The following is a 16,388-nucleotide window of genomic DNA, read 5'->3' on the forward strand; positions in this document are numbered from 1 at the left end:
GCTGTGCTCCACGTCCGGGGACGCGGCCTGCCCGACGGTGAACCCGTCGAGTGGTGGGTGGACCGGGGCGTGTTGTCAGCGGAGCCGATTGCCAACGCCGACACTGTTTTCGACGGTGGCTGGATCATCCCCGGCCTGGTCGACGCACACTGTCATGTGGGGTTGGGGCCCGGTGGCGCGGTGTCACTGGACGAGTCGGTGGCACAGGCCGAGACCGAGCGCGATGCCGGCGCACTGTTGTTGCGGGATGCCGGTTCACCGGTGGACACCCGGAGCTTCGACGAGCGCGACGACCTGCCGCGCATCGTCCGGGCCGGCCGGCATATCGCCCGGCCCAAGCGTTATGGGCACGGAATCGCCTTCGATGTCGAGGACGAGTCGCAGCTGCCCGACGCGGTGGCCCAGCAGGCCCGCTGGGGCGACGGCTGGGTGAAGCTGGTCGGCGACTGGATCGACCGGGGGATCGGCGACCTGGCCCCGCTGTGGTCCGATGAGATCCTCAAGGCCGCGATCGACGCGGCCCACGCCGAGGGCGCCCGGGTCACCGCGCACGTGTTCGGCGAGGATGCCCTGCCCGGGCTCATCAAGGCCGGCATCGACTGCATCGAGCACGGCACGGGCATCACCGACGACACCCTCGAATTGATGCTCGAACACGGCACCGCACTGGTGCCGACCTTGATCAACATCGAGAACTTTCCCGGTATCGCCGACAGCGCCGGCAAGTACCCGGCGTACGCCAAGCACATGCGCGATCTCTACGCGTCCTGCCGGGGCCGGGTCGGCGCGGCCCACGAGGCGGGCGTGCCGATCTTCGCGGGCACCGATGCCGGCGGCATGATCGCCCACGGCCGCATCGCCGACGAGATCGAGGCACTCAAAGGCATCGGGATGAGCCCCACCGCCGCGTTGGGGGCGGCCAGCTGGGACGCCCGGACCTGGCTCGGCCGGCCCGCGCTGGAGCACGGGGCGTCAGCGGACCTGGTCTGCTACACCGAGGATCCGCGTCACGGCGGGGTCAGCCACCCGGATCTGGTGATCCTGCGCGGCCGGGTGTACTGATCATTCGGCGAGCAGACACGTAGGTACCCGAAATTCCGCGTTCTCGGGTACCTACGCGTCTGCTCGCGGAGTAGGGCTCAGTAGACGTCCCGCAGGTAGCGGTGGGTCTTGATCAGGTCGTTGACGTAGGCGTGTGCGGCACCGGCGTCCATGCCGCCGCTCTCGGCGACGATCTTGTGCAGGGCGGCGTCGACGTCCTTGGCCATGTGGTCGGCGTCGCCGCACACATAGAGATGGGCACCGTCTTGCAACCAGGCGAACAGCTCTGCTGAATTCTCCCGCATACGTTGCTGCACATACACTTTGGTGTCCTGGTCACGGGAGAACGCCACATCGAGCCGGGTCAGCGCGCCGGACTCGACGAATCCCGTGAGCTCCTCGCCGTAGAGGAAGTCGGTGGCCCGGCGCCGGTCCCCGAAGAACAACCAGGACCGGCCCGACGCGCCGGCGGCCTGTCGTTCCTGCAGGAAGGCGCGAAACGGTGCGATGCCGGTGCCCGGCCCGATCATGATGATCGGCACCTCGGCGGCCGGCAGCCGGAAATGATGGTTGGGGCGCAGGTGAATCCGAACGGCCTGGGTGCGCTCCGCGAGGTAGGTCGAGGCCACGCCGCCGTGTTGACGGTCGGCGGCGGGGTAGCGCACCGTGGCCACGGTCAGGTGCACGTGATCGGGGTGCACCAGGGGGCTTGAGGCAATCGAGTAGTCGCGGAACTGCAACGGGCGCAACGTATCGACGACCTCATCGACGGTGAGGTCGGCGCGCTTGATGAGGTCGAGAACGTCCTCGCCGTAGGCGGCGGGACCCGCCACCTCCTGCAGTGCGCGCGACGGTGTCCGGATCTCGAGCTGCTCGGCGAGCAGGGTGCCCAGGGTCTCATCGGTTCCGGCGACGCGGTGCTCTGGGCCCACCTTGAGTTCGGCCAGGATCGCCGCGACCAGTTCAGGATCGTTGAGCGGGTGGACCGCCAGCGAATCGCCTGCCTGGTAGGCGATCCCGGAACCGGCGAGCTCGAGCTCGTAGTGGCGGACCTCCTTGTCGGATTCCGCCGAGGTGAGCAGTCGATTGACCCTCAGGGGTGCTTCGAAGGGGTGGTTGCGTTCCTGACTGCGTTGCGGGGGATCGGCCGGGGGGCTTTCGACGACGGTGACAGCACCGGTCGAGGGCGCGCTCTGGGTGGCTGTGAGCTGCTTGACGAGGTCAGTGGTCCAGGCGGCGGCGGGTTGTTCGTAGTAACCGTCGACGTCGACCCGGTCGGTCAGCCGGGTTGCGCCGAGTTCTTCCAACCGTGCGTCGAGGAGTATCCCTGCGTTGCAGAACAATTCGTAGGAGGTGTCTCCGAGGGCGAGCACTGCGAAACTCATGTGCTCCAGCCGCTCGGTCGAGGCACTGATCGCCTCCCAGAACAACGTGGCGGTGTCAGGGAACTCGCCGTCGCCGAAGGTTGACGTCACCACGATGAAATGCGTTGTGGTAGTGAGATGGTCGAGTTCCACCTGATTGAGTTCGACGGCCTCGGCGGGAATTCCGGCGGCAGTGGCGGCTTCGGCGAACGACATGGCGGCGTCTTCGGCGTTGCCCATGTCGGTGCCATAGGCGACCACCAACGAGAACTCACGTTCGGACAAATCGGCTCCCCTCATCGCGCGCGGGCACACCACGCGAATTTAGGGTGACCTTAGTTTGTTGCGAGTCCCGGTGGGGCGCTACCTCTTACCCCTCGGCGTCAGTGCGAGAAGCCGTAGTCGAACAAGTCGATCGCCTGACCGTACAGATCCCCGGTGCCGTACATCTGCACGACGATCAGGCGGCGGTTACCGCGTTGGGCAGCACCCACGTACGTCTTGCGGGCCAGATCGGTGTATCCGGTCTTGCCGGCGATGTCACCGGGGTAGCGCTGCAGCAGCTCGTTCTGGTTGGTCAGGGTCTTGCCCGGGAACTGGGCCGACGGTTGCCCCATGATCTGGGCGATCAGCGGGTATTTCAGCGCCGCCCGCAGGATCACCGCGAGGTCGTGCGGGGTGGTGACGGTTTCCCAGCCAGGGCCGTCGAGGCCCGATGGTGAGCCGGCCCGGGTGTTGCGGGCTCCGACGCTCGCCGCCTTGCGCGTCATCGCCGCCACGGTGGCGGGCCGCCCACCGAGCATGTCGGCGAGCATGTTCGCCGCATCGTTGCCCGACACCATCAGCAGTGCTTCGAGCAGCTGGCGGGTGGTGTAGGGCTGCCCTGGCTTGAGCCCCACGCACGAGCATTCGACCTTGGTGTGCGACTCGTTGGCCCGGGCGAAATTGTCGGGCCGAAGGTGGTCGAGCACGACCATCGCCAACAGCGGCTTGATGGTGCTGGCCGGGGCGTATGAGCCGTTGGGATCCTTGGACGCCAGCACCTGGCCGGTGTCCATGTCGGCGACCAGCCAGGCCTTGGCCGGCCCGTCGGGAATCTGGGCGCCCGCCGGCTGAACACCGGGCTGCGCAGCGACCGGCGGGGACCCGATGGCCGCGGCGGTCATTGCCGTGCCGAGGGCGAGCGCGAGCGCCCCGAACAGTCTTCGCACGAGCGCCGACGCTACGGAGCTTCGGACTCGATCAGCGCGCGGTCAGGTTTCCTTCAGATATCGACTGAACCGCGCAGCCTAGAGCGACCCGATGCTGGAGGACCGATCCTGGGCGAAACCCCAGTCCAGAAGGGTGGCGGCCTGGTCCCAGTAGGTCGGGCCACCCTCCTTGATCAGCCCGTACATCATCGTGACCACCAGTCGGCGGCCGTCACGCTGTGCGGCGCCGACGAACGTCTTGCGAGCGATGTCGGTGAACCCCGTCTTGCCACCGATCGCACCGGGGTAGCGATGCAGCAGCTCGTCCTGGTTGACCAGCACCCGGTTGCCGTTCTTGCCGGGGAATGTGGTCGATGGCATCGCGGTGATCTGTGCGAAGACCGGGTTGGCCATCGCTCCGCGGAAGATCGTCGCCATGTCGTGCGGTGTGGACCAGAAGGGCATGCCGGGCCCGTCCAATCCGGACGGCGTCGCGACGTTGGTGCTGTTCGCCCCGAGCGCGGCCGCCTTGGCGTTCATCTTGGCCACGGCCGCTTCGGGGCCGCCGACCATGCGGGCCAGGGTGTTGGCGGCGTCATTGCCGGATGCCAGTAGGGCCGCCTCCAGCAGTTGGCGCGCGGTGTAGGTCTGCCCGGGTGCGACGCCGGCGCAGTTGCACTCGACCTTCGTGTCGGCGTCGTCGGCCACGATCGTGGTGTCCAGCGGTACCTCGTCGAGCACCACCTGGGCCAGCAGGGTCTTGATCGTGCTCGCGGGTGCGTAGTGGGTGTTCTCGTTACGGGCGGCCAGCACCTGGCCGGTGTCGAGGTCGGCGACCACCCAGCCTTGCGCGGGACCGTCCGGGATCGGCGCGGATCCGACCTGCTGCACTTCGAGATCGGCTCTGGCCACCGGCAGTGCCCCGGGGCCCGATGAGAGCGGGATCAGCGCGACGGCAACCGCGGCTGTCGCTGCAACAGAGAACCTGACGAACCTCCCCATGGCGGGTCAGCCTAATCGTGTTGAATCGAGACATGTTGAGCCTGGCCGAGATTTCGGATCGTCTGGAGATCCAGCAGTTGTTGATCGACTACTCCACGGCGATAGACCGTCGACTGTTCGATGACCTGGATGCGGTGTTCACCTCTGACGCCTACATCGACTACCGGGCGATGGGCGGTATCGACGGCCAGTATCCGGAGGTCAAGGCCTGGTTGGCCGAGGTGCTGCCGAACTTCCCGGCCTACGCGCACATGCTCGGCAATTTCGATGTCCACATCGATGGCGACAAGGCCACCTCCCGCACCATCTGCTTCAACCCGATGGTGCTGCCGGGGTTGGAGCAACAGGTGTTGTTCTGCGGGCTCTGGTACGAGGACGAGTTCGTCCGGACTGCCGACGGCTGGCGGATGAGCCGCCGGGTCGAGACCAAGTGTTTCGACAAGGTCGTCTGAGTCGTCTGACTCCGCGCGATTTTGGCCGATACTGCCTGCTCTGGCACAATTGGCGGCTGTCTGCCGTGCGACTCGTTCAATGCGCTGCGCGGCGGTCATACACGTAAGGCAAAACCGGATCGGGCAATTCCGCCCGCATCGCTGAATTGCAGCGTGACACAGAGGAGAAGTGCTTAACCATGGCTGTCAAGATCAAGCTCACCCGGCTTGGCAAGATCCGCAACCCCCAGTACCGCATCGCCGTCGCCGACGCGCGCACCCGCCGCGAAGGCCGCTCCATCGAGGTCATCGGCCGCTACCACCCCAAGGAAGAGCCGAGCCTGATCGAGATCGATTCGGAGCGCGCGCAGTACTGGCTGGGCGTCGGCGCCCAGCCCACCGAGCCGGTGCTGGCCCTGCTGAAGATCACCGGTGACTGGCAGAAGTTCAAGGGCCTGCCGGGCGCCGAGGGCACGCTGAAGGTCAAGGAGCCCAAGCCGTCCAAGCTGGACCTGTTCAACGCGGCGCTGGCCGAGGCTGAGAGCGGCACTGGTGCCGCGGCCGTGACGCCCAAGAAGAAGAAGGCTCCCAAGAAGGACGAGGCTGCTGCCGAGACCGCCGAGGCCGAGGCGCCGGCTGCTGAGGCCGCTGCCGACGAAGCCGCAAGCGAGAGCTGAGCATCGCAGTGAGTTCTGTCGTGGTCGACGCCGTCGAGCACCTGGTCCGCGGCATCGTGGACAATCCCGACGACGTACGCGTCGACATGGTCACCAGCCGCCGCGGGCGCACCGTCGAGGTGCACGTGCACCCCGATGACCTGGGCAAGGTCATCGGGCGCGGAGGCCGTACCGCCACTGCACTGCGGACCCTGGTCGCAGGCATCGGTGGGCGCGGCATCCGCGTCGACGTGGTGGACACCGACCAGTAGCGTCGGATCCATGGACCTGGTTGTCGGGCGGGTTGTCAAAGCTCACGGCATTTCCGGTGAGGTCGTTGTCGAGGTCCGTACCGACGACCCAGACGCTCGGTTCACCCCTGGCGTGACCCTTCGGGGCCGCGCCAAGGGGGGTGCCGAGCGCACTTTCTCAGTCGAGTCCGTGCGTGATCACGCGGGTCGGCTCCTGATCCGGTTGGCCGGTGTCGGCGACCGCAATGCGGCCGACGAATTGCGCGGCACGGTGTTCATCGTCGACACCGCCGACCTGCCCGCGATCGATGATCCCGACGAGTTCTATGACCATGAACTCGAAGGTCTGCGGGTCGTCACGGTTGACGGCACCGCGGTGGGGGCGGTCCGCGAGGTGCTGCACACCGCCGCCGGCGAACTGCTGTCGGTCAAGGCCGACGCGGATGGCCGCGAAGTACTGATCCCGTTCGTCAGCGCCATCGTCACCTCGGTGTCCCGGGACACCGGGACGGTCGTCATCGATCCTCCGGACGGTCTGCTGAACCTGGACCTGGTCTAGAAGGTGCGCAACTGTGCACATTGACGTCGTCACGATCTTCCCGGCCTACCTCGATCCCATCCGGCAGTCGCTGCCGGGCAAGGCGATCGACGCCGGAATCCTCTCCGTGGCCGTGCATGACCTGCGGGACTGGACCCGCGATGTGCACCGGTCGGTGGATGACTCCCCGTACGGCGGGGGACCCGGAATGGTCATGAAAGCGCCCGTATGGGGTGAGGCGCTCGACGAAATCTGTTCCGAGGAAACACTTCTGGTCGTACCGACCCCTGCGGGACGGCCGTTCACCCAGGCGGTGGCCGAACGCTGGAGTGCGGAGTCTCACCTGGTGTTCGCGTGTGGACGCTACGAGGGGATCGACCAGCGGGTGGCCGACGACGCGGCCCGCCGGATGCGGGTCGAAGAGGTTTCCATCGGCGACTACGTCCTCAACGGCGGCGAGTCCGCGGCGTTGGTCATGATCGAGGCGGTGGTCCGGTTGATGCCCGACGTGTTGGGTAATCCGGCGTCGCACCAACAGGATTCGCATTCCGACGGTCTGCTTGAGGGGCCGAGCTACACCCGGCCGCAGAGCTGGCGGGGGTTGGATGTGCCCGATGTGCTGCGGTCGGGGGACCACGCCAAGATCGAAGCGTGGCGCCACGAGCAGTCGCTGCAGCGCACGCGCGAGCGCCGACCGGACCTGCTCGACGAGTCCTAGATCCGGCCGCCGGGGAACATCGTCTTCACGGCGTCGGTGATGGTGTCGCGCGCGGTGGCGGCGTTCGTGGGCTGCAGTGAACCGATCACCATGATGAAGCGGCGGTCGGGGCCGATCACGCCGGTCGACAGGTGCATCCAGTCCGAACCGATACAGCACATCCAGCCCTGCTTGACCGCGACCGGTTCGGCGTAGAGGCCTTCGGGAATGCCGAATCGCTGGGGGTAGATGCCGCCCGGTTGCGTGCCGTCGATGGCGTTCGGGGTGGACTGGGCCAGGTTGGCCAGGATCACGTTGGCCTGCTCGGCGGGAAGGCCGCCGCTGCCGTTCATCAGCATGTCGTAGTAGCGCACCAGGTCGGCTGCGGTGCTGATGGTGTTCCACCATCGCCCGTCATTGGGCGGCCGGGTGGAACCCAGGCCGTAGCGGGCCGCCACCCGGTTCACGATCGCGCTGCCGCCGCTGCGGTTCCAGAACACCTCGGCGGCGCTGTCGTCGGAGGACCGCAGCATCACGTCGAGCTGTTCGCGGTCGTCGGGGGTGATCACCGTCTGTCCCTTGGCCTCCTGCAGCAGGAGGTCATCGGCGATGAACAACTTGACCACCGATGCGATGGCGATGGTGGTCCCGTTTCCGTTGGAAACCAGCTGGCCGGTGTTGCGGTCGAGGACCAGCAGGGTGATCTCGGCGCCGGCGTCGGCGGCGTTCTCGGTGGCCAGCTGGGCTCGGTCCCCGAGCCCCATGAAGGCGGCGGCGGGTTCGCCGGGCGGCGCCTCGGGCAGCGGGGCCAGGCTGCCCTGGGGGACGACGACGGTCAGCTGCGGTGCCCCGGCCGGGGCCGGGGGCGTTCCGTAGACCCGGGCTTCGCAACCAACCGTTACGACGGCCATCGCGACCACTGCCGTTGCGCCCGCTGCGTTCGCAATCCTCAGCTTCGACGGCCGCCGTCGCATGGTCCTCCTTGCACCGTCAAGAAAATCCGATGGGCTCTGCAGGACCGGCACATCGGTGTGTGCAGCCTAACTGTTCGCCTTGTGGCTCGCGTGCTTAGTCGTGCTCGAAGTATGCTGCCCGAGTCGCTGCAGATGGGTGCGCAGACTCGCCGGATTTCACGGTATGGGGACCCGTCTGGCACAATTGAGCAGTTGTCTGCGCAGGACTGGGCCGGCTTGTCCGCGTTCCGCTGCGAGATACACCCCGATACACCCGAAAATAGCTTCGGCTGCGCGCCACGTGCGTGCCCGTCCGGAGCCGCGAACAACAAGGAAGTGTCACCGATGAACACGCTGGACTTCGTCGATCAGGCGTCGCTGCGCGACGACATCCCGACCTTCAGCCCCGGCGACACCGTCAACGTGCACGTGAAGGTGATCGAGGGCTCGAAGGAGCGCATCCAGGTCTTCAAGGGCGTCGTGATCCGTCGCCAGGGCGGCGGAATCCGCGAGACCTTCACCGTGCGGAAGGAGAGCTACGGCGTCGGCGTCGAGCGGACCTTCCCGGTGCATTCGCCCAACATCGATCACCTCGATGTCGTGACCCGCGGTGACGTGCGTCGCGCCAAGCTCTACTACCTGCGCGAACTGCGTGGCAAGAAGGCGAAGATCAAGGAAAAGCGCTGAGCGCGCTGCTCCGTCTGACGAAGGTCTCGTCGCGGGACCGGTCACAACGCTCGCTACTGTGGTGCCTGTGACCGGACCCACCGATTCCGCCGACGCGTGCTCGGAGGGCAGCCTCGAATCGGACTCAGAGCAAGATTCCGCCGCAGATTCGGCGGAGTCGGCCACCGGCGAAGCGCCGGACGAGTCCCCCAAGCGCAAGCATTCCACTGCGCGCGAGATTGCCATTCTGGCCACCATCGCCCTGGTGCTCTATTACGTGACGCTGACGTTCATCGCACGTCCGTACCTGATTCCGTCGGAGTCCATGGAGCCGACGCTGCACGGCTGTGCCGGCTGCGTGGGAGACCGGATCATGGTCGACAAGGTCACCTACCGGTTCTCCAAGCCCGAGCCTGGCGATGTGGTGGTCTTCAAGGGCCCGCCGTCGTGGAACATCGGCTACAAGTCGATCCGTTCGGACAACACCGCCATCCGCTGGGTGCAGAACGCCCTCTCGTTTGTCGGGTTTGTGCCGCCGGACGAGAACGACCTGGTCAAGCGGGTGATCGCGGTCGGCGGTCAGACCGTGCAGTGCCGTGCTGACACGGGGCTGACGGTCGACGGAAAACGCCTCAACGAGCCGTACCTGGACCCGGCCACCATGATGGCCGACCCGGGCATCTACCCGTGCCTGGGTCCTGAGTTCGGACCCGTCACGGTCCCATCCGATCGCCTGTGGGTGATGGGTGACAACCGGACGCACTCGGCCGACTCACGCGTGCACTGCAGCAACCTGCCCGCCGACGCGCGGCACGGACTTCAGTGCACCGGCGATCCGATGGCCGGCACCGTTCCGGTGGAGAATGTAATCGGAAAGGCACGGTTCATCGCCTGGCCACCGTCCCGCTGGGGCGGTATCAACGGCGTGAACCCGCAGACCGACTCCTAGGAGCTGCCCTGTGCCTCCAGTGGTGAAGACGTCGTGGCCGCCGCGAACGGTCATCCGGAGGTCATCCGGCCTGCGCACCCTGGAATCCGCGCTGTACCGCAACGGTCTCGGCCCGGTCGCCGGGGTGGACGAGGTGGGCCGCGGAGCCTGTGCGGGACCGCTGGTGGTGGCCGCCTGTGTGTTGGGGCCCAACCGGATGGACAGCCTGGCGTCTCTCGACGATTCCAAGAAGCTCGGGGAGCGGGAGCGGGAGCGGCTGTTTCCCCTGATTCGCCGGTATGCGCTGGCCTATCACGTGGTGTTCATCCCCTCCGACGAGGTGGACCGGCTCGGCGTTCACGTCGCCAATATCGAGGGCATGCGGCGTGCGGTGGCGGGGTTGTCTCTGCGGCCCGGGTACGTGCTGTCCGACGGGTTCCGGGTGCCGGGCCTGGCGGTGCCGTCCTTGCCGGTGATCGGGGGAGACGCCGCGGCGGCCTGCATCGCGGCGGCCAGCGTGCTGGCCAAGGTCAGCCGGGACCGGTTGATGGTCGAGATGGAGCAGCACCATCCCGGCTACGGGTTCGCCGAGCACAAGGGGTACAGCACTGCGGCGCATTCCGAGGCGTTGGCCGAGTTGGGACCGTGTGTGGAGCACCGCTACTCGTATGTGAACGTGCGGCGGGCCGCAGAGAGCACCGGCGTGCGGCGGACCGCAGAGATGACAGACGTACGACGGGATGTGGCACCAATGCGGCATGCTGAAGTGGGGTACGCAAAGATGATCGACAGGGCATCAGCACAACCAGAAGGACAGCACACCAGATGAGCGCCGAGGATCTCGAGAAGTATGAAACCGAGATGGAGCTCTCGCTTTACCGCGAATACAAGGACATCGTCGGGCAGTTCAGCTACGTCGTCGAGACCGAGCGCCGGTTCTACCTGGCCAACAGCGTGGAGCTGATTCCGCGCAACTCCGAGGGCGAAGTCTATTTCGAGCTGAGGCTCGCCGATGCCTGGGTGTGGGACATGTACCGCCCGGCTCGGTTCGTCAAGCAGGTACGCGTCATCACGTTCAAGGACGTGAACATCGAAGAGGTCGAAAAGCCCGAGCTGCGGTTGCCGGAATAGCGACGGACAGGGGGCGACGCGATGGCGACTGTCAGTACCGGACCCGACGATGTTCGCCGCCGCGCCGAGGCCGTGCTGGCGCACCTGCCCGCGGTGCGCGCCTGGCAAGAGCCGCTCTATCGCGACCTGCATCAGCATCCCGAGCTCTCACATCAGGAAAAACGCACTGCCGGCTTGGCAGCCGCCCGCCTACGGGAGTCCGGCCTGACCGTCCATGAAGGCGTCGGCGGAACCGGTGTGGTCGGGGTGCTGAGCAACGGTGACGGTCCCCGGGTGCTGATGCGTGCGGACATGGACGCGCTGCCGGTGACCGAGGCGACGGATCTGCCGTATGCGAGTAGCGAGCCCGGCGTGATGCATGCCTGCGGTCACGACACGCACGTGACGTGTCTGCTGGGTGCGGCGGAATTGTTCGCCCGGGCGACGGATCACTGGCGTGGCACCGTGATCGCGGTTTTCCAGCCCGCCGAAGAGGTGGGCGACGGGGCCCGCGGGATGGCCGAGGACGGCCTGGCCGATCTGGTCGGCCCGATCGATGTGGCGTTGGCCCAGCATGTGTTTCCGGCGCCGGCCGGGCAGCTGCGTACCCGCAGCGGACCGGTGTTGTCCGCGGCCGACAGCATGAGAATCACGGTCTACGGTCGTGGTGGGCACGGTTCGATGCCGCAGGCCACGGTGGATCCGGTGGTGCTGGCGTCGATGATCGTCATCCGCTTGCAGACGATCGTGTCGCGCGAGGTCGATCCGAGCCAGACGGTCGTGCTGACCGTCGGCAGCATTCAGGCGGGGACCAAGAGCAACGTCATCGGCGATCATGCGGTACTGGAACTCAACCTGCGCACCTTCGACGAATCGGTGCGCAAGGCGGTGCTCGCGGCGATCCGGCGCGTGGTGATCGCCGAGTGCCAGGCGTCCGACTCGCCGCGCGACCCGGAATTCGAGCTGTACGCCAGCTTTCCGCTGACCGTCAACGACGATGCGGTGACGGCTCGTGTCGAGGCCGCGTTCAATGAGTACTTCGGCGACCGCGCGCAGACCATGCCTGCCGGGTCGGCCAGTGAAGACTTCAGCGACATCCCGGCTGCGCTGGGAGCGCCCTACACCTATTGGGGCTTCGGCGGCATCGACGAGGAGGCCTTCCGCGCGGCGGTGGCCGCCGATCGCGCCCGCGTGGACATTCCGGTGAACCATTCACCGCGGTTCGCCCCGGTGCTCCAGCCGACGTTGGACACCGGTACCGAGGCGCTGGTGGTGGCCGGGCTCAGTTGGCTTTAGCCGCCAGGTGCTCGCCGAAGAACGCGAACACCCGCGACCAGGCGTCGGCGGTGGCGGCCTCGTTGTAGCCGAAGCCGGCGATTCGCAGAAAGGCCTGCCCGGGCAGTTGATTGGCGAAGCTGTGCCCGGCTTCGGGGTACACCTTGATGTCGGCCGGGATGTTCTTGTCGTCGACGACGCGCTGCAACCGGCCTGCGGCACCGATGCCCATCGGATCCCGGCGGCCGAAGCTGGCCACCACCGGGCACGAGGCGTCCAATGTCTGGTCGAGCCGCCTCGGCAGCGGGGTGCCGTAGAACGGAGCTGAGGCGCCGAATCCCTTGGGGCCCATGATCAGAGCGAACTGGCCGCCCATGCAGAACCCCGCGATGCCGATGGTCCCGTTGCATTGCGGGTGCGCGCGCAGGTGGTCGCGGGCGGCCAGAATGTCGTCGAGCGCCCGGCCGCGCTGGGTCAGCAGTTCACGGAACACCCGGGTGATACACCGGGCCCTGCCACCACGGGAGTAGAGGTTCGGCGTGAGCGCGACATAGCCGGCCGCCGCGACGCGTTCCGAGATCGCCTCGTTGTCGGGTCCGTGGCCGATCGCGTCATGAATGATCACCACCCCGGGCCACGGTCCTTCCCCGCTGGGGAGGCTGAGGAGAGCGTCGATCGGGCCGGCCGGGGTATCCATCGTGATCGTCGTCACCCGACCCACGGTAGCGGCTGGTCCTCAGGTTCCGCAGAACGTGCGGTAGGCACCGAAGTCGGCGGGCGCGGGTGCGGCATACCGTTGGAGCCCGGGGCGTTCGTCATAGGGCGCCGTGAGGGCGTCCATCAGGTGCTCGACGGGTTCCAGGTCGCCGTGCGTCGCCGCGTCCAATGCTTCCTCGACGAGGTGATTGCGGGGGATGTAGACGGGATTCACCCGGTCCATCGCGGCGGTGTCGGGGTCGAGGGCGCGCCACCGCGCCAGCCACTCGTCGAATCCGGCGGCGATCCTGCTCTGTCCGCCCGCGGTACGGCTCAGGTCACGGAAGAACGACGTGTAGTCAGTTCGGTTCTGCTGCAGCAGTGCAAGCAGGTCGTCGATCAGAGTGCGCGCCGCCTCGTCGTCGACATCGGCGGACAGGCCGAGCTTGGCGCGCATACCCGCCGACCACGCCGCGTCGAACTGCGGCCCGAATCCGTGCAGCGCTCGGGTGGCCAGCTCGACGGCCTGCTCACCGTCGTCGGCGAGCAGGGGGAGCAGGGTTTCGGCGAAGCGGGCCAGGTTCCACGCGGCCACAGTCGGCTGGTTGCCGTAGGCGTACCGGCCGCTGTGGTCGATCGAACTGAATACCGTTGCGGGATCGAAGGTTTCCATAAATGCGCACGGGCCGTAGTCGATGGTCTCGCCCGAGATGGTCATGTTGTCGGTGTTCATCACGCCGTGTACGAACCCGACCAGCATCCACTGCGCGAGCAGCGCGGCCTGCGCCGAGATGACCGCCTCATACAGAGCCAGGTATGGGTTGGCGGCGTCGGCCGCACCGGGATGGTGGCGGGCGATGGCGTGGTCGGCCAGCCGGCGCAGCAACCCGATGTCCCCGGCGGCCTGGGCGTGTGCGACGGCGTACTGGAAACTGCCGACGCGTAGATGGCTGCCGGCGATCCTGGCCAGCACCGCCCCGGGCAGCAGGGTTTCGCGCCGGACGTCGCGTCCGGTGGCGACGACGGCCAGTGCCCGGGTCGTGGGAATGCCCATGGCGTGCATGGCCTCGCTCACGATGTACTCGCGCAGCATGGGCCCGACGACGGCCAGGCCGTCGCCGCCCCGGGCGAACGGGGTACGTCCCGATCCTTTGAGATGCAGGTCGCGGGGACGGTCGCCGGGGCCGACGAACTCACCGAGCAGCAGCGCACGGCCATCGCCCAGCCGTGGGACGTATCCGCCGAACTGATGACCGGCGTAGGCCTGCGCGACGGGGGTGGCCCCGTCGGGGACCACGGTGCCCGACAGCAGCCCGAGCCCGTCGGGGCTGCGCAGCCAGGAGGTGTCGAGGCCGAGCTCATCGGCGAGCGGCTCGTTGAGCACGAGCAGCCGCAGTGCCGGGGCCGCCTCGGCCTGCCACGCGACGGCCATCTCGGGAAGCGCGCGGGCGAAGCGGTTGTCCAGGATGACGGTCGGATCGGGTGCGACGCTCACAGCACGAGCCTACGGAGCCTCAGAGGCTGCCCAGGTCGTCGGGCACATCGACGGCGTACTGCTGGAGGACGTCGAGGGGTACCAGGTCGAGGGTGCGCTCATGGGTGGCTGCCAGCACCACCGGGGCCGCCTTGCCGTCATCGTGTGCGCGCAGCCAGTTGACCGCGGTGACGCACCAGCGGTCCCCGGGTGTCAGGCCGGGAAACCGGTACTGCGGTGCCGGTGTCGACAGGTCGTTGCCGATGGACTGCTGATGCTCGAGGAATTCGGCGGTCACCACGGCGCAGATGGTGTGCCGGCCCGCGTCGGCGTCGCCGGTCGAGCAGCAGCCGTCGCGGTAGAAGCCGGTGAGCGGGTCAGTGCCACACTCTTCGAGCTTGCCGCCCAGCACGTTGCGATCAGCCATCGGATCAGTATGAGTCCCCAGTGGGCTCAGAGTGGTGACTGTGGGGCTGCGCTGTGTTGGGCGTCGAGGATGAGCAGCGCCACGTGCAGTGAGGTCATCGATTCGCCGTCGTCGAGGTTGACGCCGAGCCGGCGTTCGATCGCGGCCAGCCGGCTGTAGAGGGCCGGGCGGCTCATGTGCAGGCGTTTGGCCAGTGCGGACTTGTTGCCCGCGAGTTCCAGGTACCCGCGCAGCACTGCCACGTCGTCGCTGCCCTGTTCGGCGTCGTGGATCAGCAGGGTCCTGAGTTCGGTTTCGGCGAACATCTGGACTCGCGGATCGTCGAGCAGCAGTGTGATCAGCCCGCGCAGCCGGACATCGGAGGCCCGCACGAACGGGCGCGTCAGATCCGACATCGACGCCGCGACCTCGGCGACGTGCGCGGCCTCGCGCAAGCCGTGGACGGCGTCGGCGAACGCACCGGCGTCACCACCGACGGCGATGACGACCTTGTCGGTGTCGCCGCCGCGCGCGATGGCCTCGCGCCAGCCCTCGGCCAGGCGGCTCAGCGTGGCATCGGCGGTGGATCCGCGCCGGTGGTTCAGTGCCAGCACCAGGCCGATCTCGCCGTCCCGCCGGATCGAGCAGATCGCGCTGTGCCCTTGGGCTTTCACGCTGTGGGCGACGGCGTCGAGGATGCGGATGTTCCGGCGTTGCGTGCCGACCGGGTCGAGCCGGTCCGGTGGCGCACCGACCCGGACCGTGGCCGGGAGGTACGGGCCTCCGGCCCGCAGGCCGAGGGCCAGCGCCCGCGCGTCCGCCTCGCGGTCGTCGTCGATCCGTCCGCCCAGGACGTCGTCGATCAACCCGCTCTGGGCCTGATGTTCCAGGCCGGACCGGCCACGTTCGGCCATCCGGTGCAGGGCCAGCGCCTGGGCGGCGCGTTCGAGGACCATCTTGGTCTTGGCCGGTGCGGACGGGGCGCGCGGCACGATCAGCCGGCCCCATTCCTCGGCGCGGGGGCCCACGGCGGTGGTGGCCCACGGTTCGGTCATCGCCCGGGACCGGCGTTGCCAGTCGGACAGGACGCCCGTGGCAGGTTCGTTGCGGGGTGAGATCGCCAGCACCTGGTGCGACAGATCCTCGAGTACCACCGATTCGTCGATCATCTCGGCCGCTGCCCGCACGATGTCCGCCATCGTCGGGCGCTTCATGCTCAACTCGGTGAAGGTCTTGTGGGTGCGGTGGGCGAACTCGAGTTCCTCGTACTGGTCGGCGACGATGAGCCGGTGCACCGCCTCGGTGACCTCGACGAACTTGGTCTCCTGGTGCAGCACGACGAGCGCGAGCCCGAGGGTTTGGGCTGTCTGGCCGACGCTGTCGGGAAGCGATTCGATGCGGGTGCCCAGTTCGACCACCACGCCGACCGCGCCGGCACGCTGCATCCCTCGCAGGTAGTCACGGGGCGCGTCGCGCAGCGCGGCGCCGGTGGTGAGCACCAGTTCGCCGCCTTGCAGCAGCCCCGCGAGGTCGGGCATATCGCTGACGTGGACCCACCGCACCGGGCGGTCGAGTTGTTGCGCGCTGAGTACCTCGGGCTGGCCGGCCTGGACCACCGGGAGCCCGATGATGTCGCGCACGGTCGGGATCATTGACAAAGTGTAATGAACAAACGGATGAGACTTACAAATTGATCGCCCCGGCAGTGTG

The 16,388-nt window shown here is 67.6% G+C and carries 19 protein-coding genes; 11 read left to right on the plus strand and 8 right to left on the minus strand.

Going from position 1 to position 16,388, the window contains the following annotated elements:
• Nucleotides 1-3 precede the first annotated feature (3 nt).
• Nucleotides 4-1,062 (plus strand): metal-dependent hydrolase family protein, encoded by a 1,059-nt coding sequence (locus TX88_RS13735; protein ID WP_044517509.1) that lies wholly within the window; start codon nt 4-6, stop codon nt 1,060-1,062.
• A gap of 77 nt (nt 1,063-1,139) precedes the next feature.
• Here the strand turns inward: TX88_RS13735 and TX88_RS13740 are convergent, their stop codons facing one another.
• From TX88_RS13740 to TX88_RS13750, 3 genes are all read right to left on the minus strand, one after another.
• On the minus strand, nt 1,140-2,645 hold the full coding sequence (locus tag TX88_RS13740; RefSeq protein WP_244438512.1) for a diflavin oxidoreductase: 1,506 nt from the start codon (nt 2,643-2,645) through the stop codon (nt 1,140-1,142).
• Between the two features lie 143 nt (nt 2,646-2,788).
• A complete protein-coding gene (locus TX88_RS13745) occupies nt 2,789-3,616 on the minus strand; it encodes a D-alanyl-D-alanine carboxypeptidase (RefSeq protein WP_044517511.1) in 828 nt (275 codons plus the stop codon).
• A gap of 78 nt (nt 3,617-3,694) precedes the next feature.
• The gene (locus TX88_RS13750) at nt 3,695-4,597 is read right to left on the minus strand and encodes a D-alanyl-D-alanine carboxypeptidase family protein (RefSeq protein WP_044517512.1); all 903 of its coding nucleotides are present in this window, start codon (nt 4,595-4,597) and stop codon (nt 3,695-3,697) included.
• A 32-nt stretch (nt 4,598-4,629) separates the two neighbouring features.
• Here TX88_RS13750 and TX88_RS13755 point away from each other — a divergent pair, with 32 nt between their 5' ends.
• The 5 genes from TX88_RS13755 to trmD all read left to right on the plus strand — a co-directional run bounded on the left by TX88_RS13755 (nt 4,630) and on the right by trmD (nt 7,191).
• Nucleotides 4,630-5,049: a nuclear transport factor 2 family protein gene (locus TX88_RS13755; RefSeq protein WP_044517513.1), complete on the plus strand. Its 420-nt coding sequence runs from the start codon at nt 4,630-4,632 to the stop codon at nt 5,047-5,049.
• Nucleotides 5,050-5,228: 179 nt separating this feature from the next.
• Nucleotides 5,229-5,705 (plus strand): 30S ribosomal protein S16, encoded by a 477-nt coding sequence (rpsP, locus tag TX88_RS13760; RefSeq protein ID WP_044517514.1) that lies wholly within the window; start codon nt 5,229-5,231, stop codon nt 5,703-5,705.
• An 8-nt stretch (nt 5,706-5,713) separates the two neighbouring features.
• Complete coding sequence (locus TX88_RS13765) at nt 5,714-5,956, plus strand: RNA-binding protein (RefSeq protein ID WP_003881089.1); 243 nt, start codon at nt 5,714-5,716, stop codon at nt 5,954-5,956.
• Between the two features lie 10 nt (nt 5,957-5,966).
• On the plus strand, nt 5,967-6,494 hold the full coding sequence (rimM, locus tag TX88_RS13770; RefSeq protein WP_044517515.1) for a ribosome maturation factor RimM: 528 nt from the start codon (nt 5,967-5,969) through the stop codon (nt 6,492-6,494).
• Nucleotides 6,495-6,507: 13 nt separating this feature from the next.
• Nucleotides 6,508-7,191 carry a tRNA (guanosine(37)-N1)-methyltransferase TrmD gene (gene trmD, locus TX88_RS13775; protein ID WP_044517516.1) on the plus strand — a complete coding sequence of 228 codons (684 nt, stop codon included), beginning with the start codon at nt 6,508-6,510 and terminating at the stop codon, nt 7,189-7,191.
• Here trmD and TX88_RS13780 read toward each other — a convergent pair.
• Nucleotides 7,188-8,144 (minus strand): serine hydrolase, encoded by a 957-nt coding sequence (locus tag TX88_RS13780; protein WP_044517517.1) that lies wholly within the window; start codon nt 8,142-8,144, stop codon nt 7,188-7,190. The two genes, trmD and TX88_RS13780, sit on opposite strands and share 4 nt — an antisense overlap.
• Nucleotides 8,145-8,468: 324 nt before the next feature.
• Here TX88_RS13780 and rplS point away from each other — a divergent pair, with 324 nt between their 5' ends.
• The 5 genes from rplS to TX88_RS13805 all read left to right on the plus strand — a co-directional run bounded on the left by rplS (nt 8,469) and on the right by TX88_RS13805 (nt 12,123).
• Complete coding sequence (rplS, locus tag TX88_RS13785) at nt 8,469-8,810, plus strand: 50S ribosomal protein L19 (RefSeq protein WP_029111328.1); 342 nt, start codon at nt 8,469-8,471, stop codon at nt 8,808-8,810.
• Between the two features lie 67 nt (nt 8,811-8,877).
• Nucleotides 8,878-9,738, plus strand: a complete 861-nt coding sequence (gene lepB, locus TX88_RS13790; RefSeq protein WP_044517518.1) for a signal peptidase I — start codon at nt 8,878-8,880, stop codon at nt 9,736-9,738.
• Nucleotides 9,739-9,760: 22 nt separating this feature from the next.
• On the plus strand, nt 9,761-10,546 hold the full coding sequence (locus TX88_RS13795; RefSeq protein WP_044519384.1) for a ribonuclease HII: 786 nt from the start codon (nt 9,761-9,763) through the stop codon (nt 10,544-10,546).
• Entirely contained in the window at nt 10,543-10,848 is a 306-nt protein-coding gene (locus TX88_RS13800) for a DUF2469 domain-containing protein (protein ID WP_003881082.1), read from the plus strand. The genes TX88_RS13795 and TX88_RS13800 overlap by 4 nt, the downstream gene beginning before the upstream one ends.
• Before the next feature lie 72 nt (nt 10,849-10,920).
• Nucleotides 10,921-12,123: an amidohydrolase gene (locus TX88_RS13805; protein WP_084622004.1), complete on the plus strand. Its 1,203-nt coding sequence runs from the start codon at nt 10,921-10,923 to the stop codon at nt 12,121-12,123.
• Here TX88_RS13805 and TX88_RS13810 read toward each other — a convergent pair.
• From TX88_RS13810 to TX88_RS13825, 4 genes are read right to left on the minus strand one after another with little or no spacing between them, the layout of a single operon-like run.
• Nucleotides 12,110-12,814, minus strand: a complete 705-nt coding sequence (locus tag TX88_RS13810) for a dienelactone hydrolase family protein (RefSeq protein WP_044519385.1) — start codon at nt 12,812-12,814, stop codon at nt 12,110-12,112. The two genes, TX88_RS13805 and TX88_RS13810, sit on opposite strands and share 14 nt — an antisense overlap.
• 24 nt (nt 12,815-12,838) lie before the next feature.
• Entirely contained in the window at nt 12,839-14,293 is a 1,455-nt protein-coding gene (locus TX88_RS13815) for a protein adenylyltransferase SelO (protein WP_044517520.1), read from the minus strand.
• 19 nt (nt 14,294-14,312) lie between these two features.
• Nucleotides 14,313-14,699, minus strand: coding sequence for a DUF2237 family protein (locus TX88_RS13820; RefSeq protein ID WP_044517521.1), 387 nt, complete (start codon nt 14,697-14,699; stop codon nt 14,313-14,315).
• 26 nt (nt 14,700-14,725) lie between these two features.
• On the minus strand, nt 14,726-16,330 hold the full coding sequence (locus TX88_RS13825; protein WP_044517522.1) for a PucR family transcriptional regulator: 1,605 nt from the start codon (nt 16,328-16,330) through the stop codon (nt 14,726-14,728).
• Between the last annotated feature and the right edge of the window lie 58 nt (nt 16,331-16,388).

Source organism: Mycolicibacterium septicum DSM 44393 (assembly GCF_000455325.1).
Classification (GTDB): Bacteria; Actinomycetota; Actinomycetes; order Mycobacteriales; family Mycobacteriaceae; genus Mycobacterium; species Mycobacterium septicum.